Consider the following 24,723-nt stretch of genomic DNA (forward strand, 5'->3'; position numbering starts at 1 on the left):
TTTCGGCTTGCTCATTCAATAAAGCAATGCAGAAGTTGGTTGTCAATCCCCAATTCCCAATGCCCTATTCCCAAAATTGATATCAAGTCTCAGTTGAGTCTGAAACCAGAACCGAAGCCGACTCTTGTTGAAATTTTTGTGCTTCCTCCACTTCCAATCTGGCCAGCGTACTCGCCGCATCCGCCAACTGCAAAGCCAAATTCATTCGACCAACTGGGTTTTTCTCCTTCCAAAGGTCTTTTGCCAAGAAATGCACTCGATAGCGAAACATTTTAATTGATTGTGATGGAATAACATTAGCTGTCATAGTTATAGTCTATCTTCAACAGTAGCTAGAATGCGAAGGAGTACCCGTTCCGGTTCTAGATAAACAAATATCAGTATGATGACTCGATCTTTTTTGCCAATCGTGACATCCCATTTTGCAGATTGTGGTTCAACCTGTTCGTGCCTAACTATTACAGTATATTGTCCTGGTGCCAAGTCATCAAATCCCGCATCTGCCTCCATCAAAGCAACCGTTTCCTCGGCCAGTACCCGTCCGTCCTGATTCAGTAAAGTAATGAAGGCAATGCCATCAACTGAAGTCATGGCGACGTTATTTTGATTGCGAACCATCACAAAAATATCAGACATCGTTTGGTAATTGCTAATCGCTAATTGCTACTTTATACTGACAGCAGCATTTAACACACAAACAAGGATAATTACTGTGAATAATTTTAAGATTTTGTTAATTTTTACAGCTTTTGCAGCGGTTCTCGGTTTAGAAAAAAGTGGGGCGCTAGCTGCTGTCTCAAATATCTCTGAGACAAAGCCTTGCGTCCAGCTTCACAGTCTACAAATATCAGAAAAGAGCGATCGCAATTTAAGTAACTCGAAAGGTACATTAAAAGAAGGCAGTGCCCTCTCTGTCGATCCTGATGAAGTTACGGGGATACCAAAAGCTGAGGCGCGACAGCGTTTCATTTTGAATAAGATATATCGGGTTCAAGAAGGCACTACCGCTGACGATTTGTTTATTGTCGATGAGAAAGCAAATAAATGGGCTGTAGAGGATGTCTCGGACGCTACTATGGGGCCTACCACTCACAGCGTAGCCCTGATGGTTTCCGGTAACGGCAAAGTTTGGGCGCTAATACAGATGTTCTAAAATTTGGGAATTGGGAATGGGTAATTGCGAATTGGGAATTGGAGTTCGGATTGATTTAATATAAAAAAAAATCGCCTGCAACGGCGACCTTTTTTAGAATCGTATCATGTTCGGTCGATCGCCCAAAATAAAAGTGGTTTGTAGTGAGGACTGTAGTCCTTCGATTGTCAAGACTAAATTCCTCACCACAAACTCATCCGATCGCGATCGTTCGATTGCACATGATATCACACCTCAAAAAATGATAATTTTAATTTTTTTGAGGTGTGATTTTTAACTTATCTAACAGTCGTAGTAGAGAGCAAACTCGTAGGGGTGAGGACGCAAGCGCATCGGGTTGACTTCGTTGTCGAGTTTGTAGGAAATCCAGGTTTGGATGAATTCTTCGGTAAATACGCCGGTTTCAGTTAAGAAACTATGGTCTTTTTCCAAAGCTTCTAAAGCACCTTCCAAGGAACCGGGAGTCGAAGGAATCTTGTTCAATTCTTCAGGGGAAAGGTCGTAGATATCCACGTCCAAAGGTTCACCTGGATCGATTTGATTTTTGATGCCGTCTATGCCGGCGCACAGCATGGCTGCAAATGCTAAATAGGGGTTGGATGTGGCATCGGGACAGCGGAATTCTAACCGCTTGGCTTTAGGGTTGGTTCCCGATAACGGAATCCGTACTGATGCCGATCGATTTCCTTGAGAGTAAGCTAGGTTTACAGGCGCTTCAAAGCCTGGAACTAAACGCTTGTAGGAATTAGTCGTCGGGTTGGTGAGTGCCAAAAGTGCCGGGGCGTGCTTGAGAATGCCGCCGATGTAATGCAGTCCCATTTGACTGAAACCTGCATATTGATCGCCTGCAAATAGAGGTTTGCCGTCTTTCCAAATCGACTGGTGAACGTGCATCCCGGAACCGTTGTCGTTAAACAGCGGTTTGGGCATGAAGGTGATGGTTTTGCCGTATTTTTTGCCGACGTTTTTGATGACGTATTTGTATGTCATCAAGTAGTCGGCGGCTTGTACTAATGTGGCAAAGCGGAAACCGAGTTCGCATTGCCCGCCGGTGGCGACTTCGTGGTGGTGTTTTTCGATGGGTACGCCGCATTTTGCCATTGTCAGCAGCATTTCCGTTCTCATGTCTTGAGAGGTATCGGTTGGTGCTACTGGGAAATAACCTTCTTTGTAACGCGGTTTGTAGCCGAGGTTGCCGCCTGGTTCTTCTTTGCCAGAATTCCAGCGACCTTCGATCGAATCTACGTAATAGTAGCCGGAATTTTGGGTTTGGTCGAAGCGAACGTCGTCAAAAATAAAAAATTCTGCTTCCGGGCCGAAGAATGCTGTATCGCCGAGACCGGTTGTCAGTAAGTAGTCTATGGCTTTTTGAGCTATGGTGCGGGGACAGCGATTGTACGGTTCGCCGGTGCGGGGCTCTTTGATGCTGCAAATGAAGCTGATGGTGGGTTCTGCCATGAACGGGTCGATCCAAGCGGTGGTCGGATCGATGACCATCGTCATGTCTGATTCGTTGATGGCTTTCCAGCCCCGAATGCTGGAACCGTCGAAGGGTATGCCGTCTGTGAAGGCGGTTTCGTCGATTTGGTCGTGGTACAGGGAAAGGTGTTGCCAGATCCCCGGCATATCGATGAATTTTAGGTCAACGATCTGGATTTTATTTTCTTTTATGTAGTTTAGGGCTTCTTGGGGTGTCTGGAACATCACTTACTCCTGATATTGGTGTGGTTGCGGGCGATTCTCTTCTGCAAGCTTCGCTAACGGCAGATTTCAGACTGTTTGGGCGATCGTAGGCCTTCAGCTATCAATTTTTTGTAGCAAAAGATACAATAATTCAAAATTGAGCCGATCGCGGTTGGGTAGTTTGTGATTCTTATTTGGTCTGTGTTTCGGCTGTTTATACAAAACAAACGGCAGAATTTTGCGGCTATTGGTCGGGGATTGACTGCCGATCGTGCAAATCCTATCTCAAATCTTAATCAAAGGCCGATTTGTAGTAGTCTACAATAGGCGGTCTATCTCAGATAGCAAAGTATTGATAAAGATTTTTGGGAGACAAACTAATGCGCGATGCAGTGACGAGTCTGATTGAAAATTATGATGTTGCTGGCAGGTATTTAGACCGGGATGGTATCGATCGGTTGAAATCTTATTTTGCAACCGGCACAGCACGGGTACAGGCTGCAGCGGCAATCAACAGCAATGCTGCGTCAATTGTCAAGCAAGCTGGTATCCAGCTATTTGCCGAACAGCCGGAACTGATCCGTCCCGGTGGAAATGCCTACACGACTCGCCGTTACGCGGCTTGTCTGCGGGACATGGACTATTACTTGCGCTATGCTACTTACGCCCTGGTTGCTGGAAGTACGGATGTGCTCGACGAGCGCGTGCTGCAAGGTTTGCGGGAAACTTACAATTCTCTAAGCGTGCCCATTGGCCCTACGGTGATGGGGATTGGCATTATGAAGGAGATGGTTAAGGCTGAGGTGGAAGCTGCAGGCTTGTCTGTGGGGCCTTTTCTGGAGCAACCTTTTGATTACATGATTCGCGAATTGAGCGAACAAGATATTTAAGTCAAGCAAGCTCTTTCTTGTAACAGAAAATTGCATCTGTAGCTTGCAGGTAGCACTATCTCGATCGCTTTTTTGGCATCACAGCCTCTAAGCGATCTTTTTTATTGGTTAAAAATCGCCAACACATCCCCAGACGAGGCATTTGTCGAGGGGATTTTTGGTTTGGCGGCGATCGATTTGCTCGGTTGTTGTTACTTCTACTTCGCCGTTGGGATAAAGAATGTGGATGATGTTACCGCTGACGAAGGCTAAGGGATTTTCTTGACAAATAGTCGGATTTTTGATAGGAAAGTTCATTGTTTTCATGCTCGATCGCCCTGATTGTGTGTGTGGCACATTCCCCTGTATCTACATAATCCGCTACTAGCCAAAGTTTTTGTGTGATTCTAAGAATTGTCGAACTGTGATAAAACTACACACACAGAGCGATCTGTGTCACACAATACGAGGTGAGGGGTATCGCCCCCGCAGCTCTCTCAAGCGCGGAAAAAATGGCAGCGGGCTCGTGGCGGTACTTCTGCTGGGAAAAGCAAAATAATCGCCAAAAATCCGCAGTCGGGTTTTTGCGTAAGTGGTAATCTGGTTACTGTCAACAACCGTGGCGTACAGATTAAAAACCTTGGCTAAACAACGAATAGACACTTTATTAGTAGACCTAAATTTGTGCGCTTCCCGACAGCAAGCTCAGGCCTTGATTCGGACGGGGAAAGTCTCGATCGACCAACAGGTAGTTGACAAACCGGGCACTGAGGTTGACATTGCAGCAAAAATTAAGATTAAAGAGCGATCGCGCTACGTTTCCAGAGGCGGCGACAAACTAGCCAAAGCTTTAGAAGTGTTTGCGATTCCCGTAGCGGGCAGAATTTGTCTTGACGGTGGCATTTCCACAGGCGGCTTTACCGACTGTCTGCTGCAAGCCGGTGCAGCCCTCGTCTACGGCATAGATGTGGGCTACGGTCAAGCTGACTGGGGCTTGCGTAACGATCCGAGGGTAATTTTGAAAGAACGCACCAATTTGCGCTACATGACTGCTGCTGAGCTTTACGGCGAGTCACCGCGAGCCGATTTGGCGGTAGTCGATGTGTCGTTTATTTCCCTAGATAAGATTTTACCGGCGCTGTGGGAATTGTTGGCACCGCCGCGAGAAGCGGTATTGTTGGTAAAGCCGCAGTTTGAAGTTGGGCGCGATCGTGTCGGGAAAAAAGGCGTAGTGCGAGACTCAGCAACTCAAGCCGATGCGATTTTTCAAGTGTGGAAAGCAGCCACAGCTTTAGGATGGCAGCAACGGGGTTTAACGTGGTCGCCTTTACTTGGCCCGGCCGGTAATATCGAGTATCTTTTATGGTTGGGGATCGATCGCCAAGAGGAACCAGAGCCGGGGGCGATCGAAGAAAGTGCTGTCAAGGAAAGCATCGCACAAATCGCAAAAGCGGCAGCGCGGGAACTTGTCAATCGATTTTAGATTTTAGATTTGAAATTGACTTCAACCGATCGAGCTAATCAATTTTAAAAGTCAAATTTGGAGAGCAAAACTTATCTAAAATTTGAAATTGTTTTGTCAATCAGACTCCTAAACTTTCACAAGAGTGAATAATTCCATGCAGCCATTAAAACAAGCCGGTTCAATTTTTCTGTACATTCTAGGGGGCATCGGGTATTTAGCGATTGCAGCTACTATTGTAGGCGTTTCAATTCTGATCAAATTCGCAGCCCTGCTGCTAGCGGACAAATTATTATATACAATTCTGATTATCGGTGATTTGTTGAGAGGCATCGAAATTATTGAACTGTTAAATATTTTAATATTTGCTTTTATCGGCATGGGATTTGGGGTAGCTACAAAACTTTTGATTCCTCAATACGGACGCAAAATTAGTGCAGCATTATTAATAGTTGTAGTTCCCTTAGTTTTCATGATTACGCCAGTAATTAGATATAATTCTTGGTTAGAAAAAGTCGGAGAATCGGATAACTTATTGCCTGCAGAAACAGCAACATTAACTAACTCTTTTTTGCAGAGAAAAGTAGGATTGCAAGGTTTTCTCGGTTATTACGTATATACTGGTCAGTTTCCAGTAATTCCGACCAAACAATCGGAGATGAAAGACTTAGACAGCTTTGAAAAAAAAGTTAATTCCAGATTTGTGCAGTTAACAGGTGTGGCTCCTACCATTGTTACCTGGTCAATGCGGATTTGTTTTTGGCTGATCAGACTGTTTTACTTTTCAATAGCGGTAATTGCCACGATCGCCCATTTTAGGGAAGGTGTGAGAATCGCCGGAAGGTAATAGGATTTTAGATTTTAGATTTTAGATTAAAGAATTGAAGAATTGGGAATCATATCAAATCAGGTAGCATCGGAATTAATATTACCCACAATCAGGACACGGCAATGCCGTGTCCCTACAATTAATCCGGGTAGGGAAACGGCACTGCCGTGTCCTCCGTTTATATCATTCCGGTGCCACCGGAATTAATATCAGTTGACCAATTTTTCTCAAGACTTGAAGAACCGTATAAAGTTCGTTGGTTAGAGGAAGCGGTGAAAATATTCTTGATAAGTCATATTGAGGTGGATTCTGAAAGTCTAGCTTGACGAATACAATTTCACTGCCATTTGTCATCGCAGCAAAACTCGGTCTATCCTTCCGGGGATTGGCTGTCATGTATGCTAGTGTTTGGGGAAGTGCAGACCTTACTGAGATGGTGGTGCGCTTCGACTCTAAAAGTGTCACCCAAAACTGATTTTGCATCACTAAAACATCAATCCTTCCTTGGATAGTTTCTATTTCTTCATCTTCCTCATCTAAAACAATTTGTACAGATTTTTCACCAGTCATTTTAAAAGGTGAATCGTAAAAACCCGCTCGTTCCAAGAGAGGTGAACCCATGATTAGCGTGACGGTTCCTTCTGTCAGACTTCCATCATTTAAATGATAGAGATATCTGCGCCGGAGCGAATTAAGACCGGCTCGATCCGCTTCTGTAATTTCGGGCAAATCTGTATACCATTCTGGGAAAAATCCCTCGGCTTCTGTTCGTGTAATATTGAATCGAGATTCAACATCTGCTAAAGTTTGGATGATTTCAGTAATGGCTGTTGTTTGTGTCATATTTTAAATTCTTGCTGGAGGCGATCGATAATTGTATTGCGCTCGATAGTGGCGAGAATTTCTTGAATTACCGTATCTTGTCCCAGAGGGCCCCAAGTGCAGCCTTTTTCTAAATAAACTTGAGCCGCCCGACCGACAGCGTAGGTTCCGTAAGCTGCTAAACTAGCTTGAGTGACAGCGACTCCGGCAAAAGTAGAAAAGCCAATTTGTGGAGCAGCAGCAGCGGCACTTTTGCCAAATCCCAAGAGGAAACTGCTACCTAATTCTCCCAAAAGTACGCCGCCTGCGCTGGAGAAAATAGTCTGCCAAAGTTTCCCCGCTTCGTAACCAGTCATGGGTAAACCGTAAAGTCTGGATAAGGAGCGAATTAAGGCTAAATCTGCGACAGTTGCTCCCATGACATCTAGGAAAGCAATGGGATTTATCCCCACAGCCAAAGCTTTGTATTTGGCAAATTGCCAGATTAAATCGTCGGCTTCTGTTTGCCGCAATTTGAGAACTTGACGAGCAATGTTTGCTTCGGCATCTCTAGCTTCTACTAAAGCATTGAGAGCGAGGAGCGATCGCCCTTCTCTGTTAAGAATTGTCAAAATTTTGTGCTTGAGTTGGTCTATCTGGGGGGGAGGCGACTCCCATTCGTGGGTGACACTTCCATCTGACCATTCGACGCGCACTTGCACCGGTGCGGGTTCGGCGGCTACCATGACTATTTCTAAAGATTTAGCAATTTTAGGAGCGGATTTTGGTGTAGATCGATCGGAAGTGTTGTTTGGTCGATCGCCCGAAATTTCCGTATCTGTGGCATCTGCTACCGAATCTGCTGCTAAGCCTTCAGAATTTCCCAGTGATTGCAAACTTTGGTAAATAGCTTTTCTGTCTAATTCTGGATACAGGTCAATTTTATTAAAAACTAAAATCAGCGGTTTTTGAGCTGTTTGCAATTCGCACAAAGCTTGATATTCAGTGCGGGTGATATCGCCAGCCACGACAAACAGAATTAAGTCAGCTTGGCGAGTGACTTGTTTTGCCATATCGCCGCGCACTTCGCCGCCAACTTCATCAATTCCGGGAGTATCAATTAACTCTACTTGAATCCCCCCTTGTCCCCCCTTACTGAGGGGTGGTTCCACAGGCACGCCCTGACCAAGGGGCGGTTCCATAAGCCCCCCCTTACCAAGGGGGAGTTGGGGGGGTTCTACACTGTCAAGGAGGGGCAAAGGCACGCTCCAGCGCACGGAACGCGGCCACTGAGTAACGCCGTTGAGAGGGCCTGTTTGCAAGATTTTTTGACCCAGAAGCGCGTTTAATACCGCTGATTTGCCGCGGCTGACCATGCCGAAAGTGGCAATGCGAATCACATTGCGATCGAGCTTTTCTGAGGTGTAACTTAAGATATCTAACTGAGTTTGCAGCGCCGCTTCTAATTCTGTATTGTTCGAGTTTTTTTTGCCTTGGCGCAAGTGAGAATACCGCGCGAGGGCTTCGCGCAAACTGGCACGGGCTAGGGACAAGCGATTTTCTTGGATGGAATTGTCAGCCATTGGCGATCGGCTTTTTTAAGCAATGTAATTGAGCGTCGAACTATAACATTCTATTTCTTATTTTAATACAATTTTTGATAAATTTCTAGCTTTTTATTGGGGAGTTAGGTAGAAACAGGACAAAGGCGCGTCAACAACCTCATCAAACTCGGATTCCGGCAGTGACTTAAGTTTCTACGTCAAAACAAAAGTCCTCTGAACTAAAACTTACGCAAAAAACCCGGTTTCTCTGAAAAATCGTCGATATTTCCGAGAGATGCTTGATGCAGAAACCGGGTTTGTGACCCCGCTGGCGTAAGTTTTGTTAACAATATTCTGGACAGTGTGTGCATAAAAGTGCGATCGCACTTCTGTAAAAAGTAATATCGTTGACCGTTGCATCGTCAGGTGATTTAACCGGCGCTAGAACACAGAGTACACAGAGTCCGAGAATATATATCTGAATCATTCCGATGAAGAGAGGATTTGATATAACTGGAATCTGAGCCAGCAAAAATAGAAAACCAGACAATATTTAGGTCAGCCTCAAAAAACCGATCGGTTTAACAGACTGTTTCGATAAAATACTCGAATTAAATTTATCCCACATTTATTATTTTGTCAATTTTAAAATATGTTTTGAGTATTTGCTTAAATAATTTATCTACCGTATACGTGTGGTTTGAATTTAGATGGAATCTTGCCAAGTTGATAAAAATCCGTCAATTTCTTACCTTCATTATCAGCAAAAGAAGCAAAATATTCGCGAACGGTGATATCTTTAATAGAGTCTAAATCATAAAAATGCAGCGACTCAACATCAAATACTAGAACTGGATCCACAAATGTTACCTTCCCTTGACCAATTGTATAATTATCCCACGGGTTTTTGCCAAATTTTCGTCGAATATGAATCTGCCATTGCCCATTCGGGTAAACGGTCAAAGTTTCATTAGAAATAGGCATCCAGTTGCCATCTACTACGCAGCCAGTAGAAATTTTCTGAGGTGAGAATACTTGAGGTTGAGGCATGGCTCCATAGACAATTCGAGCAATACGTTTGGCACGATAATCAAATTCAAAGCTTTTGGGATATTTTGATTTCGGACTCCACCACGGAATAACTTTAGAAGTTTTTAGTTGAGAATCTATTTCCTCACGATGTGCTTCATAACAGCAGAGCATTTGCTGATATTCTACTCGACTAAACTCAGAGGGATCTACATAAATTGTCCAGTTGCTTCTGGATACATCGTCATAAAAAGTTTTGATTTCTAATTGGGCGCGCTCGCTGGGATTAATCGGCAGACCCATATCTAATAATTCTGGAATAATTCGACCAGCCAAAGATCGAGAAACTACTTTGTCATTAAAACAGAAAATTGGGAAGCGAATCAAGTTGCCAGGAGCTAGAAATATGCTTTGAAAAGAGTGTTCTTCCATGATGCTGATGCGATGGAATTTTTGCGGATCTTTGGTCGGACAAAACACTTGAAAAGTTAAGACATCGGGACGTTTCTTTTTGTAGTATTTAGACAAATTATAGGGACTTTTAGGAGACAAATATCCATAAATTACCCAAGCCCATAACGCAAAAAATACACCCATATCCCACAGTTTAGTTTCAGACAATCTCAGGCCAATTTTTTTGTACAATTGGTCATAAATATTTTTGACATTTTTCATAATTTTTATATAATTAGACATACACTATTTGACCGCCAACCAATAACCTCAATAAATCCGCCCCGCCCCACTTGATGTCTGAAAAATACAAGGAGAAATAGCGAGTTTCTGCTGTTTCTCCTATTCAAATTTACCATGCCAGACAGGGCTGGCATTGCACGACCGCCAAAACCGGTGCGCGGTGCACGCCCTACAAGGTTTTAATTGGCGGCTGAATTTACTGCCTCGGACTGAGACATTTGAGGCGCGAGACGACTTGCGATTTGGTTGATGAAACCTTGCAAGAAGGAAACTTGCTGATTTTGCATAAATACTGCTTGCAAAGTTTTCGTCAGTTCCGTAAGATTGAAGATGCCTTTAGCATTTTCCAATTCTTGAGTTGAGAAATATTCAATCAAACTCAGTCCGGCTATTCTGGTAAAGTAGGCTGCACTAATTCCCTGCACCGCGCCTCCTGCTGCATAGGTGACGGCATTGCTTTTCAGCAGTCCAGTAATAGTTTGGGTAGACAGTTCTACTAATCCGAGTTTGAACATTTGGGTTGCTAAGGTTCCCGCTACTGTTTTAGCTTGGTCTAAAGAAAACTTTTGCTGGTAGATAGCGCCGAGGTCGATGACGAGTTGGGTGCTGATGGCGGTTGTTGCTAGCAAGTCTAAGGCGGGAACTGGGTTAGCAAAAACGGCGGCGGCGGCGATGTACTGATATTGTTCGATGATGGGAATTGCCCGATCGCGCCTGACTGCATTTAACAAAGTTTTTGCTTCTAATTTAATAGTTGCAGCTTCGCGCACCGCACTCGCCCAGACCAACTGTTGCCGTTCTTCGGTTACGATTTGAGTCAATCTTGCTGTCAGCGGTTCGAGTTGAGAGACTTGATTTTCGATCCGTTCTTTAACAGTGCCGTCTGCTTGGTGCTGCCGCACTTTAATAGAATTTGGGGAAGCTGCGATCGCAATTATATCTTCTGTTCCCAATATTCCTTGCATTCTTTGGTGCAACTGCTGCAAAACTTGCGACTGCTGCGTTGGCAAATATTGGTCTAGTTTGTTCCAGACTAGCAGCACGCGCTGACCTGCTGAAATTAGCTGAGATAATGTTTTAAATTCAGAATCCGTAATGTCGCCCGCTGTCACAAACAACACTAAATCACCGCTGATTTTAGCATCGACATTTGTGGTATTGGTAAACAGCGGTGCTGTTTCTGAGAAAATCTGTTTTGACGGTTGTTGGGATGCCCAATTAGAATTTAAAACTTGAATTAAGGCAGTTTTGCCGACAGCTTTGCCGCCGCTTACGGTAATCCGCAAGTCTTGTCTGTCTAATTCCGCTTTGAGCCGATCGAGCTTTGCTGTTAGATTAGCCGGATTTGCCGAGTTTTGAGCTTCCTGAGCTAGCAAATTAATCGCGGCGGATGCCGTGGCGATCGCTTTTTCGGCTGCTTCGCGGTTGACCAGGGGTTCCGCGAGTGCGAGTTCGAGTTTGGGGGATTGTTGCTTCCACCACCAATAACCCGCACCAGCGGCCGCCAAGCCGATGAGTGCCGTTTCGCCCATTTCTGAACCCGAATGCTGTAAAGTTTCCAGCAGCCACAGCGCCGCTGAAAGTCCTATTCCGCCTATCAAAATCGGTCGCCGCAAGTTAAGTGTCATTGTTACCTTCCTGTGGGTATTATTGCCAAGCTTAACCTTAACGGGCTTGGTCTTTGTCCCTATATTCCATCGTACCTCTGGGACATCGAAACTGGCAGGCGGGCTACCCGTGCGGATTACACCCTCAAGTTTTTGGACAAGTGCCAAATCTACTTTCAGCATAAATCACAGGATCGATCGCAGTTGTCAAGTCGATCGACACAGATACACACCGATGGTTTTCTGATGGGAAAGTGAAAAACATGGGGCCAGAAACCGGGTTTTTTAACTAATACCAATTTCAAAAAATAATGCAACAGTATTCTTGTCCCCCCCCTTGCTAAGGGGGGGCTAGGGGGGGTCGGAGAGTATTGCATGATTTTAGAGAAATGGTATAAATACTAGCCAAAAACCCTCTATTGCCAAAAAACCCGGTTTCTTTGCTTCTTGTTACTGTTTGAGAACTAAGACAAATAATTGTCTAATCTCCCAAACAAATTCCCAAACCGCGGGCCGTTTTAACCAAAGTACCGTTGAAGTCTACCGGTCTATATTTGGAAATCGCATCTTCCAACGGAACGCTGACAACTTCTCGCTGCTGCCAAGATACCATGCAGTCGTATTTCTCTTCGGCAATTAAATCAACTGCTGCGACGCCAAAAGCAGAAGCAATTAATCTTTCTAACGAAGAAGGCGTTCCCCCGCGTTGAGTGTGTCCCAAAACCGTGACGCGGGTTTCTGCACCGCTACATTCCGAAATTGTATCAGCTAAATACTGACCGATTCCGCCTAATCGACTTTGACCTAAGCGATTTGTGTGCATTACTAATTCGCCTGCTTCTGTGCGAACTGCCTCCGCTACTACAACTAAACAGTAGTTTTTTCCGCGTTGTTGGCGTTCTTGAATTTTGGCACAGATTTCGGAAATTTTGTAAGGAATTTCGGGAATCAAAATGATATCAGCTCCCCCAGCAATTCCGGCACTAATTGCAATATGTCCGGCGTCGCGTCCCATGACTTCAACAATTATCACGCGGCTGTGACTTGCCGCAGTAAAATGCAATCTGTCTAGTGCTTCTGTAGCAATATTGACAGCAGTATCAAAACCGATCGAACGCTCGGTAACTCCGACATCATTATCAATAGTTTTAGGAATAGCCACTAAATTCAAATTACCTTCGAGAGCAATCTTCCTGAGAATGGCGAGACTACCATCGCCACCTATGCCAATTAAGGCATCCAGACCGAGTTGATGATAGCCTTGAATAATATCATCGGAGCGATCGCGCAGAGTCCCGTCAGCCATCGGGAAAGCAAAAGGGTTGCCCTTATTTGTCGTGCCCAGCATTGTACCGCCAATGGTGAGCCAAGAGTCTACTTTCTCAATATTCAAAGGAATTGCTTCCGGGGGACGACTCATCAATCCGTTGGTGGCTTGACGAATTCCCATTACTTTCCAATTGTAAGTTCCCGTTGCGCGGTAAACAACGGCTCGTATCACGGCATTTAAACCTGCACAGTCACCTCCGCTAGTGAGAATGCCGATACACTTTTGTTCTCCCATAATTTATGCCAGACTTTTGTTACTCAGAACATGGGTTGATTTTTTTAGATCCCGATCGTCCAATCCTTATTTGCGACGTAATTTAGCGGCTCTAGCCTCCCAAATCACCGTTTCAAATACAACATAAATTTTACTTGGGATTGAGGCGTTTAGAAACTTGGTTAATGATACCGCTGAGAATTGCACCGCCCATGAGAATTCCCAGGGCGGGATTGAATACGGGTTGCCACAGACTGTACCATAAATCGAAACCGAGATTCACTCCGGTCGATCGCCCAACTACGGCGATCGCAAACCACCCAAAAATAGCAAAGACGAAAAACACATCAGCTACTAGAATCAAGTTGATAAAGTTAAGAATTTTATCTTTCATGGTCGAGGGTTCCTTTTGAGTGTATATTTGTCAGCTCTTGACTGTTGACTGTTGACTGTTGACTGCTCACTGTTGACTGTTGACTGTTGGCTGTTGACTCTTGACTGGGGGTCGAAAAACTCAATGGTTGAGTGTTAACTTTTGATTCGATTTTATGATTCCGATGTCACCGGAAACGATGTCAGTCGATTTTAGATTCGGGCCTTGAAGATTTAAGATTTGCTCTCCCGCTGAATCTGGAATCTTGAAGTTTGAGCTAAAAATTTTCTCTCTCCATGACTTAAATTGGGGGCTTGTATCCATTCTAAGGGCGTCAAATTTGGGCAAGCGGTTAGCAAGGAAGCGGAACGATCGCTGCAACAGGCGATCGAATAAAGATAAAATATCATTCAATTGTTGTCGCACACTTGTGGTCAAAATATGGTTCGCTATACACTCCCTCAAAGCCCCGAAATTATTTTAACTGTCAGAGGGAAAGATTCAGTCAAAGCCCGCGAACAAGCGATGGATAAGCTGATGCTGCTGATGGATGAAGGTCAGCTACCTACAGAGCTCGCAGAAGGATTTGGGCCCAAGCAGTTTGTTGAAGTTAAGGATATCGAAGATGCCGCCTCGGATGGCGAAGACGCAATTACTGAAGCGGTGCAGATTTTGAGCAATTTGGCAAGTCTCAAATTGAAAGTCATGGAATCCCGCGAAGAAGCACTCAAAATCCGGGAGGCGATCGACATTTTGTTTACAGATGAGTCTGTGACGGCAGAAGAAATTGGTCGTCTCAAAGACGGTTTCAAAGTTCTCAAAACCTTCGCTCAAGCTAACGTCCGCTATCGAGAAGCTAGGAGCCAAGCTGAGGAAGCGCGGACAATTCTCGACGGAGCTTTGCAATCAGTAGAACCCGAAAACAAGGCGCAGAAATCGGCGAAATAAAAGTACAAAGAAAGCTGTTTTTACAGGGCATATCGCAGAGATATAGCCTTTCGATCTCTCATCTGAGGTACTATCCGGGATAGGGGATAGGGAATAGGGCATAGGGCATAGGGCATACCTCACCACGCTTGAGAACCGCTATACCGCCCTCTGAATACTACCCATATCCCATTAATTAACAGTCATCAAAAGTTCGGACAGTTTTTTTAACGGGCCTGTAAGCCGATCGCGAGCAAGCCCGGTCATTTTTAACACATTTGAGGAAACTTAGGAATAAAATATATTAAAAATGCTCGATCGCCCACAAAAAATGTACCGCCAAACATTGCGAAAACCCGACGGCCGCCCGATCGCACTTTACAGCCGCTACCCAATTCCAAAAGGCATCGCCGCCGTAAGTCCCAGCAATGAACCTGTAAAAGCCAACCCGCACTTTCGCTGGCATCCCTTGCGGGGGGAATGGGTAGCATATGCCAGCCACCGTCAGGAAAGAACTTTCATGCCACCGCCGGAATATAACCCGCTGGCTGCTACAATTAATCCTAGATTTCCCACAGAATTGCCGCGAGGAAATTACGACATAGCAGTTTTTGACAACCGCTTTCCATCGATGAGTTTCCCGGCAAATAATGCACCTACAAATATTGTGGAAACTGTACCGGCTAACGGCGTTTGTGAAGTTGTCGTTTTTACTCAAGATCCGCTGGCTTCGTTGGGTTCTTTGGAATTAACTCACTTAGAATTATTGTTAGAAGTGTGGGCAGATCGCACTTCAGTTATCAGCAGCAATCCCGAAATTCAATATGTCTTGCCTTTTGAAAATCGCGGCGTAGAAGTTGGAGTAACTTTGCACCACCCCCACGGTCAAATTTATGCTTATCCGTTCGTGCCACCGGTGCCGGCGCGGATGTTAGAATGTCAGTCGATTTACTATCAAAAAAACAGCAGCGGTTTGCTGCAAGATTTGATTCAAAAGGAAATTTCAGACAAACAGCGAATTCTGTATTTAGATGAATATGCGATCGCCTTTGTGCCCGCTTGCGCCCGCTACCCTTACGAAGTGTGGATTGCGCCCATCGCACCGGTTGCCACATTTATCGATCTTACCGAAAAACAGCGTCAAGGACTTGCCAAGGCCTTAAAAACAGTCGCCCTTAAATATGATGGTTTGTGGCACCGCCCATTCCCTTATTTGATGGCTTGGTTTCAAGCGCCCACAGACGGAAAGCCTCACCCAGAGGCGCATTTGCACGCTGAGTTTTATCCGCCCTACCGATCGCGCGATCGGCTCAAATACCTAGCGGGAACCGAACTCGCAGCGGGAATGTTTGTCAACGATGCTTTACCGGAAGAAAAAGCTCAAGAATTGCAAGCCGTATCTGTCAATCTCTATTAATAACCTCGCTCAATTTAGTTCGTAGTGATGACTTTAGTTCTTCTTTATTAAACACTTTTTTAAGAAAAACTAAAGTCCCAGGGGGAACCTTGCTGGTTACCAGGCTCTGCCTAGTAATGCAGGTGCGGAGGCTCTGCCTCCTTTGAGGAAGGCAACTTACAGTAGAGAGAACTGTAGGAGGTATTTAAGTTATTAAGTTTTCAATCCTAAAATCCTTACTACGAACCTTTTTTCAGAAGAAGTGAAGTCCTCACGACGAACCAATACGGTTCACTTAAGATTGTCATATATCTATGAAAAAACCGGGTTTATGAGGTGTCATGAATATGGTTTTTATACTCTCAACACAGCTCTTTCGGGATTTTCGGGATTTGGAACTAAACGCTGATTTTTCCAATCTACCAGCAAGTCTAAAGTTTCTAACACAGTTTGACCGATGAGCACGATATCGCCTAAAACCATTGCGGCCTCGATCGTCTCGCGCCCTGCCATTTCAATAATCATAGGCCCAGTCAATCCCACTGTTTCTTGTCTACCATCAGCATATTTTGCTATTTCCTGACTCCGAATTCTCAAACCAAGGTGTTCGCAAACTTCTACAGGAATTGCTGTGCGTACTGCACCAGTATCTATCAGTGCTTCTGCTTCGTACACTCGCAGAAGATTTGGATTGAGCAATCCTCTCTTGACTAACTCTTCATCAATGGCATTTGTTAGTTTGACTTTGACTCGAACTGCACCCATATTTTTGGTTGTTTGACTCCAATTGCGATCGATATTTATCATAGCGCCTCTCTTTTTCTACAGAAAGTCTACCTTCGATTATAGCTTGAAATGCGGGCAGCCACAGGTTAACACCTGCGGCTGCAATTCAACGCAAATTATCGCGAACTAACTACTAATCTTCAGCATAGATATACCGATACAATTCGCTCGGATCGGGTTCGGGACTCTTCTCCGCAAAATCTAGCGCATCATCAATTACAGCTTCGATCTTTTTGTCGATCGCTTTTAATTCTTCAGCAGTAGCCAAAGTGCGATCGATCAAATCAGCAGCCAACTTCTTAATCGGATCGCGGGGGAACCAATATTCCTTCTCTTCCTTAGAGCGCAACTCATCAGGATCGGCCAAAGAATGACCCCGAAAGCGATAAGTCAAAGCCTCGATTAAAGTCGGGCCTTCGCCAGCCCGCGCCCGTGCTATGGCTTCCTTGGCGACTTCCCGCACCGCCAAAACATCCATCCCGTCAACCTCGAATCCAGCCATGCCAAAAGCATGAGCTTTTTTGTAAATCAAGGGGTCAGAAGTGGCTCGCTCGTGGGCCATGCCGATCGCCCATTTGTTGTTTTCCACAACATAAAGAATCGGCAATTTCCACAAAGCAGCCATATTCAAACATTCAAAAAACTGCCCGTTATTTGCAGCACCATCGCCAAAAAAACAAGCAGTTACGCCATCGGAGCTCTCATCGCCCAAAGCTTCGCGCCGGTACTTCGATTGAAAAGCCGCCCCCGTAGCTACCGGAATCCCCTCAGCCACAAAAGCATAGCCTCCCAACAGCCGATGTTCGGCCGAAAACATATGCATCGAACCGCCCCGGCCCTTCGAGCAACCGGTTTCCTTTCCGAACAACTCCGCCATCACTTCCCGCGCCGGTACGCCCGCGCTCAAAGCGTGAACGTGATCGCGGTAGGTGCTGCTGACGTAATCCGTACTATCGCGGCGCATCGATCGAATCACGCCAGTAGACACCGCTTCCTGGCCGTTGTACAAGTGGACAAAACCAAACATTTTGCCCCGGTAGTACATCTCAGCGCACTTGTCTTCAAACAAACGCCCCAAAACCATATCCTCGTAGAGCATCAAGCCCTCCTCACGAGAAATAGTTACGCTCTGTGCGTCAAAAACTGGTACAATCCGTTCCTCAGCCATAAAAAATTAATACCCGATCGCCTACTTAAACATGTGAATTACCCGACGTTCGTCTGAGTACAGATAGAACGCGGGCTTCCCAATTCAACCGCAACAGCCTCTACAGTAGTAGACTTGCGTCCATACCGTTTTGGTCTTACATTGCGTCCAAGGGCAGTAGCGCTGATTCCCAACGCCAAAATCCGTAAGCCTTCATTTCTGATATTGATCGCCGCATTCACATCTCGGTCATGTCGCTGATTGCAACGAGGGCAATCAAACGAGCGGACACAGAGATCCATCTTTGGGATTTGTAGCAGCGTATTTGAGCAAAGGTCAGAAGAGGGAAAAAACCTGCCTATTTCTAGATAAATCTTGCCGTCAAACTCTGCTTTGTATTTGAGCATGGTGCAAAACATTTCCCAACCTGCATCACTAATTGCCTGGGCAAGGTGATGATGTTTGACCATGTTTTTCACTGCTAGATTTTCCACCACGATAACTTGGTTTTCGTTAACTGTCTTACGGGACAGCTTGTGGAGGAAATCCGAGCGCACTCTCGAAATTTTAGAATGCACTTTTGCCACAGCAATACGAGCTTTACGCCGCTTGTTCGTGGTCTTATCCTTTTTGCGAGATAGCTTTCGCTGTTTGCGTTTTAAGTTAAGCTCATGCTTCTTAAGATGCCGTGGGTTTTGGTATTTTGAGCCATCCGAAGTGACGGCAAAATCAATCAGCCCCAAGTCTAGCCCAATCGTCTTGCCTTGACTACTGGGTTCTGGCGAGTCAAGACCATCCTCGACCAATAGCGAAGCATAATAGCGACGATCGGGCATCCTCGACACCGTAACAGTCCTCAACTTTCCTTCTATGTCTCGATGAACCTTAGCTTTTACCGTTCCTAAGTAACCTGGGAATTTAATTTCGCCTTGGCTCAATAGTTTGACATTTGCGGGATATTGAAGGGATTGCCGACCATGGCGATTTTTGAAAGATGGATAACCAGTACGTCCGTCAAAAAAGTTAATGAACGCTTGAGATAGATTTAGCACAGATTGCTGAAGACATTGTGAATAGCAAGTTTTTAGCCATTCGTGTTCAGCTTTCCAGAACGGAATCTGCTTTTTCATATCAAGAGCAGACAAACCTTTACCCGTCTCTTTGTAAGCTATTGACATAGCCGCAAGTGACTGATTCCAGACCCAACGGGCACACCCAAAAGCTTGAGCCAAATGAGCTTGCTGTGCATCCGTGGGGTAAAGTCTGACCTTGACTGCTTTTAACATTCCATTATGTTAACACGGTTTACAGAACATGATAAATAATAGGGTGGTGGCAAAGATTATTTGCTCGTCGGCGGGGCATCGAACCCCTTGACTCGCACAGCGAACATCCCGTCGCTCAAGGTCGTAAGTAGTAGTTCCGAATTAATTACACGAGATTTCTACTGAAACCCTTACCTAGCAAGGAGTCTTTATGTAATTAATTTTGTGTGGTTACTTACCATTAGATCGCGGGGCTTCCCGCGACTAAGCTAAATGTAAACCGACAGAGGACACAACCCAGCAGAAAATGGTCGAAAATTTTCTCGCCCTGCTGTTGGGAAGTTGTTAAAATCAGGGAAGCAGGGGGCTGGCGTGCCGCTCCGACAGCACGGACTATTGCAGAAACCCGACTAAGTTGTCACTAATGCTTTTGTTAAAAACCAACCTTAGCTAAGATAGGCTAATTTAGTTGCTAGCGCTTTGGGGAAGTGGACGTAGTGTTAATTCCACTAGATTACTACCGGATTTTGGGTCTACCGATTCAAGCTACTGCCGAACAGTTGCAGCAGGCTCACCGCGATCGAACTTTACAGCTTCCGCGTCGGGAGTATTCCGAAGTTGCGATCGTCGCCCGCAAACAATTGATCGATGAAGCCTGCGCCGTTCTGTCAGACTCAGACGCGCGCAAAGCTTATGATGCGAGTTTTTTAGCCAAAACATACGATCGAGAGTCGGAAGCAGCAATTGCAGCCAAGCAGAGGTTAAAAACCTCAAATGGGCCGGCCACTGTTTTGCAAGATGCAGGAGAAACTGCTCCGGCAGAATCTAAGGCTTTAGACGCCGCTCCCGACCCCCACACTCCAAGTATTGAAATCGATGACAACCAATTCGTAGGAGCCCTGCTCGTACTGCAAGAACTGGGAGAATACGAACTCGTACAGAAACTGGGTCGCCCGTATCTCAACAATGGCAGCATCGCGATCGACGAAGGCCGCTTCGGCGATCGCCAGCTCGTGCGGCCGGATATAGTTTTAACAGTAAGTCTTGCGTGTCTAGAACTCGGTCGCGAACAGTGGCAGCAAGGTCAATACCAAAATGCCGCCAAATCATTAGAAGCAGGTCAAGAACTGCTGCTGCGCGAAAGCCTATTTCCAAGCGTGAGGGGTGAAATGCAAGCCGATATATACAAACTCCGTCCGTACAACATTTTAGAATTACTCTCGCTCCCGGAAGAAAAAGTCGCCGAGCGCCGTCAGGGACTGCAAATCCTGCGGGAAATGCTCGAAGAACGGGAGGGCATCGACGGTTCGGGGGACGATCGCTCCGGTTTAGGCATAGAAGACTTCCTCCGCTTCGTCCAGCAACTGCGGAAACACCTAACCAGCAGCGAACAGCAGACTCTATTTGAAGCCGAAGCCGGTCGCCCTTCGGCAGTCGCTACTTACCTGTCGGTTTACACCCTGTTAGCCCAAGGATTTGCCACCAGAGCACCTGCGATGATCCGCCGCGCTAAGCTGATGCTGATGCAGCTCGGCCGCCGCCAAGACGTTCACCTCGAAAAAGCCGTGTGTTCGCTGCTGCTGGGCCAAACAGAAGAAGCCAGCAGAGCCCTAGAACTCAGTTCGGAAAAAGAACCCCTCGCTTTTATTCGCGAACATTCCCAAGATTCTCCCGATTTGTTGCCGGGACTGTGCTTGTACGCCGAACACTGGCTGCAAGAAGAAGTGTTTCCACACTTCCGCGACTTGGCAAATCAGCCAGTCTCGTTGAAAGATTACTTTGCTGACCCGAAAGTCCAAGCTTATCTAGAAGCTTTGCCTTCGGATGCAGAAACGGCCAACGAATGGGTTGTGGTGCAGCCCCGATCGGGCAAACCCCAGGGACGACTGCAACCAACGGGCGATCGCCGACCCACACCCCCGCAGCCCCCAGCAGCCAAACAGGGAGCCAGTAGCGTTACCTTGACCCCCGTACCGGCAGACAGCTCTACCGCAGCCTCAGCCCCGAAAGACCACGCAACGGCTGCAGCACTAGGCGCCGTCTCCGCCGTCTCTCTCCCGACAACTACAGCGCCACGACCCACAGCCTCGACCTCCACCCGGAGGCGCACAGGTTCCAGCGGGCGCAGCGGAGCGACTGGCCAGGGTCTAGCAGGCGATTTAGTCGATCGGACGCGCACCAAAGCAGCACAAATTTCCGCCCAAGTCAAGTCCATGCCTCCAAACAGGCTGGCTCTGTTTGTCGCCGGAGGTGTCCTGAGCCTGTTAATCCTGTGGTTAATACTCAGTTTGTTGGCGAATGCCCTACAATCCGTGCGAGAAGAGCAACCCTTGCTCAGCCTAGAAGCACCGCCCATCCAAATCCCGGTGGCTTCCCCGGCTCCTGAGCCGAACGCGGCAGTGTCGGGAGTAGTCACTGAGGCAGCAGCCAAACAAATAGTTGAAAGCTGGCTGTCGGCGAAAGCGGCGGCTTTGGGCCCTAACCACGCTGTCGAAGAATTAAAGCAAGTTCTCACAGAACCGGCTTTGTCTCGCTGGCAATTGATGGCAGATGCTCAACAGAAAAACAACGCCTACCAGAGTTACCAGCACAGCCTGCAAGTTAAAGGGGTTACGACAAATCCGACTAATCCCGATCGCGCGCAAGTAGAAGCCCAAGTAACGGAAAAAGCTAAAGTCTTCGATGGCGATCGGCTAGTTAGTTCTCGCAACGAAGACCTGCGCGTGCGCTACGACTTAATCCGTCAAGAGGGACAGTGGCGGATTATGGATTGGCAAGTGATGAAGTAGGGAATTGGGAATTGGGAATTGGGAATTGGGAATTGGGAATTGGCAACCCGAAGCTAGTAACCAATAACTTCTTCCTTCTTCCTGATGACGTTGTACGTTCGCTCAGAGGCGACAGCACTAATGACTAATGACTAATGACTAATGAATGATATCAAATCCTCTATTCATCGGAATGATTCAGATATATATTCTCGGACTCTGTGTACTCTGCGTACTAATAAGGTTAAATCATTCCGATGCAAGCGGAAACGATATGACTAATAACCAATAACCAATAACCAATAACCAATAACCAATAACCAATAACCAATAACCAATAACCAATAACCAATAACCAATAACCAATAACCAATAACCAATAACCAATAACCAATAACCAATAACCAATAACTAATAACTAATAACCAATAACCAATAACCAATAACTAATAACTAATAACTAATGACTTCTTCCTTCCATTACATCCCGTAAATTGCTCGTTGCCGAACTTTATTATGCTATAAATTTAATTTTTTGGAGGGAGTGTTGAGTTGCAGATTATTGTTGAAGGCTGGCGTTTTATTTATCATTCCTACTGCGTAGCAAATCAATTTCAACTGCTAGAAATGCTGGCTCCCCCGCGAAAAGAAATAGAACTTTTCCACCGCGATATGCCCTACATAGACGCAGCTTGGGAAACAAAAATTAGTGTGTTCGATCGCCAAAATGAAACATTACTCCGCAGCATTCCCAGCCCTGCGGTAAATCAGTCAGCCGACGTGACGCTGCGAATGTACTGTCCGTGGGACTTTTCAGTATCCAGCAGCGCCGAAACTTGGGTATTTGCAGCGACAGAATGGGGGATTGTTACCCGCAGTGTATTAGATGCGATGGGGGTAAGGTCGATCGCCCAAACTCCCGTTAATTCACAAGTAAAAATTATTACACCTTCGGCGTGGTCAAAGGCGGGCTTAATTCGCAGCGGGGTTGAAGCCGATCGCATTGCTGTTGTACCTTTGGGAGTCGATCCTCAGATTTATTATCCGGCCCAGGGCGATCGGCGTCAATGGCTCAGGGACAATTTCGGCTGGTCAAACTATTTTATATTTTTAAACATCGGCGGACAAACGGATCGCAAAGGCATTCGCCCTTTATTAAAAGCCTTTGCTGCGGTGGTTGACAAATATCCCCATGCGAGATTGGTTTTAAAAGGTTCTGAACTGCTTTATCCTTCCAGAGACGAGATTGCGGAAGCCTGTCGAGTGGTGCTCGACGATGCGGAAAGAGCGAGGGTTTTACCGAGATTGATTTATACTGGTACGCAGCTATCTTTTGATCGAGTAGCTGAGTTGTACCAAGCTGCGGATGTTTATGTTTCTCCCTATTTGGCGGAAGGTTTTAATCTGCCGGTGTTGGAGGCTGCAGCTTGCGGTTTGCTGGTAATCTGTACTGCGGGCGGCCCTACGGATGATTTTACGCGATCGGATTTTGCGTTGCGGATAGAGAGTAAATTTACGGCTGTGGTTGTCGATGGGGAAACTTTATTTATGTTAGCTCCTGAGTGGGAACATTTGACTGATTTGATGCTCAGGGCGATCGAACAGCCTGGAATAGCTGCCAAAGCTAGGGTTGCGGGGCCTGGTTTTGTGGCTGAGCATTTTTCTTGGCGCTGTGGAGTCGATCAATTGTTTGAGGTTATTGGAGGGGATAAACAGGGTGAGGATCAATCTATTTTTGAGCCAATAATTTTATAGTTTGGCGCGTTTCAATCCCTAGTAGGGAGTGTGGTTTATTGCGGCTCGATCGATGTTATTTTCATGTTTGGGTTCCTAAAGTTTCAATCCCTAGAGGGAGTGTGGTTTATTGCGGCTCACCGAAATCTGGGGAATTCCGGTTGGTGGTGAAATGAAGTTTCAATCCCTAGTAGGGAGTGTGGTTTATTGCGGCTGCGCGGGTTGCGTCCTTCCCGTTCTGGTTTGTCCAGAGGTGAAATGAAGTTTCAATCCCTAGTAGGGAGTATGGTTTATTGCGGCGACGATCGATGCTAGTGACTGATTTGGCTCGATCGCAAAGTTTCAATCCCTAGTAGGGAGTGTGGTTTATTGCGGCTCAGGTGCGTTAGCCCCTTGATACCATACGTACTGTTTCAATCCCTAGTAGGGAGTGTGGTTTATTGCGGCTCGATTAAATTTAGGCATCTTGAACGTGTGGGTAGTTTCAATCCCTAGTAGGGAGTGTGGTTTATTGCGACTCTTTCCCCGCTTGTGCAATGTTGTCGCCGATTTGTTTCAATCCCTAGAAGGGAGTGTGGTTTATTGCGGCTCGGGGATATCCGTCTCTAGATTGCCCGAATAAGTTTCAATCCCTAGTAGGGAGTGTGGTTTATTGCGACTTGAAGTGAGAAGTATAGATTAGTAGAAGATAAAGGTTTCAATCCCTAGTAGGGAGTGGAGTTTATTGCCTGTAGTTTAGACTAAAAAATGAGCGCAGCTAAAAGTAGCGACCTTTGAATCTCAGGCAAACTGTTGCTTAAAAACTCAAGAGGGAGAAGATTAAATGGCTAACCTTGAAGACTTTTTACGTCGAAAAACCCGTTTTTTGACAGTGGATAGCACGGGGCCTTGGTACGTACCTTTCCTTTTTCCCAACCGGGGGATTTTCCCCTATGTTTAGGGATTTTAGTAAGAGTACCAATGTCAACTAAAAGCGACAACATGGATTGGGCAACACGTCCAGGAGTTACATTGATATTAGCAGATTGCCCCGCGTAGTATATTTTCAACCACTAAATCCCTAGCCGTCCCAGAGTTGCCAACTCATCAACGGCATTAAATCGCTCCACCG

General features: G+C 46.0%; 22 protein-coding genes. 9 read left to right on the forward strand and 13 right to left on the reverse strand.

The genetic code is table 11. The annotated features are described in order from the left end of the window. Window positions 1–82 precede the first annotated feature (82 nt). Window positions 83–307 (reverse strand): hypothetical protein, encoded by a 225-nt coding sequence (locus IQ263_RS04315; RefSeq protein WP_194008599.1) that lies wholly within the window; start codon window positions 305–307, stop codon window positions 83–85. A 2-nt stretch (window positions 308–309) separates the two neighbouring features. After that, window positions 310–636 carry a hypothetical protein gene (locus IQ263_RS04320; RefSeq protein WP_194066335.1) on the reverse strand — a complete coding sequence of 109 codons (327 nt, stop codon included), beginning with the start codon at window positions 634–636 and terminating at the stop codon, window positions 310–312. A gap of 76 nt (window positions 637–712) precedes the next feature. Here IQ263_RS04320 and IQ263_RS04325 point away from each other — a divergent pair, with 76 nt between their 5' ends. Continuing rightward, window positions 713–1,153 (forward strand): hypothetical protein, encoded by a 441-nt coding sequence (locus IQ263_RS04325; protein WP_339384927.1) that lies wholly within the window; start codon window positions 713–715, stop codon window positions 1,151–1,153. A gap of 282 nt (window positions 1,154–1,435) precedes the next feature. Here the strand turns inward: IQ263_RS04325 and glnA are convergent, their stop codons facing one another. Further along, window positions 1,436–2,857 (reverse strand): type I glutamate--ammonia ligase, encoded by a 1,422-nt coding sequence (glnA, locus tag IQ263_RS04330; protein WP_194066336.1) that lies wholly within the window; start codon window positions 2,855–2,857, stop codon window positions 1,436–1,438. 359 nt (window positions 2,858–3,216) lie between these two features. On the opposite strand from glnA, the gene apcB reads away from it, so the two are divergent. Continuing rightward, window positions 3,217–3,726: an allophycocyanin subunit beta gene (gene apcB / locus IQ263_RS04335; protein ID WP_194008596.1), complete on the forward strand. Its 510-nt coding sequence runs from the start codon at window positions 3,217–3,219 to the stop codon at window positions 3,724–3,726. 108 nt (window positions 3,727–3,834) lie between these two features. Here apcB and IQ263_RS04340 read toward each other — a convergent pair whose 3' ends face one another. Continuing rightward, window positions 3,835–4,023: a hypothetical protein gene (locus tag IQ263_RS04340; RefSeq protein WP_228049782.1), complete on the reverse strand. Its 189-nt coding sequence runs from the start codon at window positions 4,021–4,023 to the stop codon at window positions 3,835–3,837. A 322-nt stretch (window positions 4,024–4,345) separates the two neighbouring features. Between IQ263_RS04340 and IQ263_RS04345 the strand changes: the two genes are divergently transcribed. After that, window positions 4,346–5,188 (forward strand): TlyA family RNA methyltransferase, encoded by an 843-nt coding sequence (locus IQ263_RS04345; RefSeq protein WP_194066338.1) that lies wholly within the window; start codon window positions 4,346–4,348, stop codon window positions 5,186–5,188. Between the two features lie 136 nt (window positions 5,189–5,324). Next, window positions 5,325–6,014 carry a hypothetical protein gene (locus IQ263_RS04350; protein ID WP_194066339.1) on the forward strand — a complete coding sequence of 230 codons (690 nt, stop codon included), beginning with the start codon at window positions 5,325–5,327 and terminating at the stop codon, window positions 6,012–6,014. Between the two features lie 165 nt (window positions 6,015–6,179). On the opposite strand, the gene IQ263_RS04355 is transcribed toward IQ263_RS04350, so the two are convergent. The 6 genes from IQ263_RS04355 to IQ263_RS04380 form a co-directional block, all read right to left on the reverse strand. After that, window positions 6,180–6,839 carry a type I restriction endonuclease subunit R gene (locus IQ263_RS04355; protein WP_194066340.1) on the reverse strand — a complete coding sequence of 220 codons (660 nt, stop codon included), beginning with the start codon at window positions 6,837–6,839 and terminating at the stop codon, window positions 6,180–6,182. Then, window positions 6,836–8,380 carry a DUF697 domain-containing protein gene (locus tag IQ263_RS04360; protein ID WP_194066341.1) on the reverse strand — a complete coding sequence of 515 codons (1,545 nt, stop codon included), beginning with the start codon at window positions 8,378–8,380 and terminating at the stop codon, window positions 6,836–6,838. The genes IQ263_RS04355 and IQ263_RS04360 overlap by 4 nt, the downstream gene beginning before the upstream one ends. Window positions 8,381–9,019: 639 nt before the next feature. Continuing rightward, on the reverse strand, window positions 9,020–10,045 hold the full coding sequence (locus tag IQ263_RS04365) for a hypothetical protein (RefSeq protein WP_194066342.1): 1,026 nt from the start codon (window positions 10,043–10,045) through the stop codon (window positions 9,020–9,022). Between the two features lie 200 nt (window positions 10,046–10,245). Next, the gene (locus tag IQ263_RS04370; RefSeq protein WP_194066343.1) at window positions 10,246–11,694 is read right to left on the reverse strand and encodes a YcjF family protein; all 1,449 of its coding nucleotides are present in this window, start codon (window positions 11,692–11,694) and stop codon (window positions 10,246–10,248) included. Window positions 11,695–12,154: 460 nt separating this feature from the next. Beyond that, window positions 12,155–13,237 carry an ATP-dependent 6-phosphofructokinase gene (locus IQ263_RS04375; RefSeq protein WP_194066344.1) on the reverse strand — a complete coding sequence of 361 codons (1,083 nt, stop codon included), beginning with the start codon at window positions 13,235–13,237 and terminating at the stop codon, window positions 12,155–12,157. A 130-nt stretch (window positions 13,238–13,367) separates the two neighbouring features. Next, on the reverse strand, window positions 13,368–13,610 hold the full coding sequence (locus IQ263_RS04380; protein WP_194011923.1) for a hypothetical protein: 243 nt from the start codon (window positions 13,608–13,610) through the stop codon (window positions 13,368–13,370). A gap of 420 nt (window positions 13,611–14,030) precedes the next feature. On the opposite strand from IQ263_RS04380, the gene IQ263_RS04385 reads away from it, so the two are divergent. Together IQ263_RS04385 and galT are read left to right on the forward strand one after the other, a co-directional pair. Beyond that, entirely contained in the window at window positions 14,031–14,537 is a 507-nt protein-coding gene (locus tag IQ263_RS04385) for a hypothetical protein (RefSeq protein WP_194011922.1), read from the forward strand. Window positions 14,538–14,826: 289 nt separating this feature from the next. Continuing rightward, the gene (galT, locus tag IQ263_RS04390) at window positions 14,827–15,933 is read left to right on the forward strand and encodes a galactose-1-phosphate uridylyltransferase (RefSeq protein ID WP_333193199.1); all 1,107 of its coding nucleotides are present in this window, start codon (window positions 14,827–14,829) and stop codon (window positions 15,931–15,933) included. Between the two features lie 333 nt (window positions 15,934–16,266). Here the strand turns inward: galT and IQ263_RS04395 are convergent, their stop codons facing one another. The 3 genes from IQ263_RS04395 to IQ263_RS04405 all read right to left on the reverse strand — a co-directional run bounded on the left by IQ263_RS04395 (window position 16,267) and on the right by IQ263_RS04405 (window position 19,131). Continuing rightward, window positions 16,267–16,719, reverse strand: a complete 453-nt coding sequence (locus tag IQ263_RS04395) for a pepsin/retropepsin-like aspartic protease family protein (RefSeq protein ID WP_194066345.1) — start codon at window positions 16,717–16,719, stop codon at window positions 16,267–16,269. Between the two features lie 112 nt (window positions 16,720–16,831). Further along, entirely contained in the window at window positions 16,832–17,866 is a 1,035-nt protein-coding gene (gene pdhA, locus IQ263_RS04400; RefSeq protein ID WP_194066346.1) for a pyruvate dehydrogenase (acetyl-transferring) E1 component subunit alpha, read from the reverse strand. A gap of 38 nt (window positions 17,867–17,904) precedes the next feature. Continuing rightward, the gene (locus IQ263_RS04405; RefSeq protein ID WP_194066347.1) at window positions 17,905–19,131 is read right to left on the reverse strand and encodes an RNA-guided endonuclease InsQ/TnpB family protein; all 1,227 of its coding nucleotides are present in this window, start codon (window positions 19,129–19,131) and stop codon (window positions 17,905–17,907) included. Window positions 19,132–19,607: 476 nt separating this feature from the next. Between IQ263_RS04405 and IQ263_RS04410 the strand changes: the two genes are divergently transcribed. The 3 genes from IQ263_RS04410 (at window position 19,608) to IQ263_RS04420 (ending at window position 23,633) form a co-directional block, all read left to right on the forward strand. Beyond that, complete coding sequence (locus IQ263_RS04410; RefSeq protein WP_194066348.1) at window positions 19,608–21,899, forward strand: IMS domain-containing protein; 2,292 nt, start codon at window positions 19,608–19,610, stop codon at window positions 21,897–21,899. Next, entirely contained in the window at window positions 21,881–22,027 is a 147-nt protein-coding gene (locus tag IQ263_RS04415) for a hypothetical protein (protein WP_194066349.1), read from the forward strand. Before IQ263_RS04410 ends, IQ263_RS04415 begins: the two co-directional genes overlap by 19 nt. A 403-nt stretch (window positions 22,028–22,430) precedes the next feature. Beyond that, complete coding sequence (locus tag IQ263_RS04420; protein WP_194066350.1) at window positions 22,431–23,633, forward strand: glycosyltransferase family 4 protein; 1,203 nt, start codon at window positions 22,431–22,433, stop codon at window positions 23,631–23,633. The last annotated feature ends 1,090 nt before the right edge of the window (window positions 23,634–24,723 follow it).

Source organism: Tychonema sp. LEGE 06208, assembly GCF_015207505.1.
In the GTDB taxonomy this organism is placed as follows: domain Bacteria; phylum Cyanobacteriota; class Cyanobacteriia; order Cyanobacteriales; family Microcoleaceae; genus Microcoleus.

Excerpts from the sequence above, each read along its gene's own strand:
- IQ263_RS04315 (WP_194008599.1), bottom strand. The coding sequence starts at position 307 with ATGACAGCTAATGTTATTCCATCACAATCAATTAAAATGTTTCGCTAT.
- IQ263_RS04320 (WP_194066335.1), bottom strand. The coding sequence starts at position 636 with ATGTCTGATATTTTTGTGATGGTTCGCAATCAAAATAACGTCGCCATG.
- glnA (WP_194066336.1), bottom strand. The coding sequence starts at position 2,857 with ATGTTCCAGACACCCCAAGAAGCCCTAAACTACATAAAAGAAAATAAA.
- apcB (WP_194008596.1), top strand. The coding sequence starts at position 3,217 with ATGCGCGATGCAGTGACGAGTCTGATTGAAAATTATGATGTTGCTGGC.
- IQ263_RS04340 (WP_228049782.1), bottom strand. The coding sequence starts at position 4,023 with ATGAACTTTCCTATCAAAAATCCGACTATTTGTCAAGAAAATCCCTTA.
- IQ263_RS04350 (WP_194066339.1), top strand. The coding sequence starts at position 5,325 with ATGCAGCCATTAAAACAAGCCGGTTCAATTTTTCTGTACATTCTAGGG.
- IQ263_RS04355 (WP_194066340.1), bottom strand. The coding sequence starts at position 6,839 with ATGACACAAACAACAGCCATTACTGAAATCATCCAAACTTTAGCAGAT.
- IQ263_RS04360 (WP_194066341.1), bottom strand. The coding sequence starts at position 8,380 with ATGGCTGACAATTCCATCCAAGAAAATCGCTTGTCCCTAGCCCGTGCC.
- IQ263_RS04365 (WP_194066342.1), bottom strand. The coding sequence starts at position 10,045 with ATGAAAAATGTCAAAAATATTTATGACCAATTGTACAAAAAAATTGGC.
- IQ263_RS04370 (WP_194066343.1), bottom strand. The coding sequence starts at position 11,694 with ATGACACTTAACTTGCGGCGACCGATTTTGATAGGCGGAATAGGACTT.
- IQ263_RS04375 (WP_194066344.1), bottom strand. The coding sequence starts at position 13,237 with ATGGGAGAACAAAAGTGTATCGGCATTCTCACTAGCGGAGGTGACTGT.
- IQ263_RS04380 (WP_194011923.1), bottom strand. The coding sequence starts at position 13,610 with ATGAAAGATAAAATTCTTAACTTTATCAACTTGATTCTAGTAGCTGAT.
- IQ263_RS04385 (WP_194011922.1), top strand. The coding sequence starts at position 14,031 with ATGGTTCGCTATACACTCCCTCAAAGCCCCGAAATTATTTTAACTGTC.
- galT (WP_333193199.1), top strand. The coding sequence starts at position 14,827 with ATGCTCGATCGCCCACAAAAAATGTACCGCCAAACATTGCGAAAACCC.
- IQ263_RS04395 (WP_194066345.1), bottom strand. The coding sequence starts at position 16,719 with ATGATAAATATCGATCGCAATTGGAGTCAAACAACCAAAAATATGGGT.
- pdhA (WP_194066346.1), bottom strand. The coding sequence starts at position 17,866 with ATGGCTGAGGAACGGATTGTACCAGTTTTTGACGCACAGAGCGTAACT.
- IQ263_RS04405 (WP_194066347.1), bottom strand. The coding sequence starts at position 19,131 with ATGTTAAAAGCAGTCAAGGTCAGACTTTACCCCACGGATGCACAGCAA.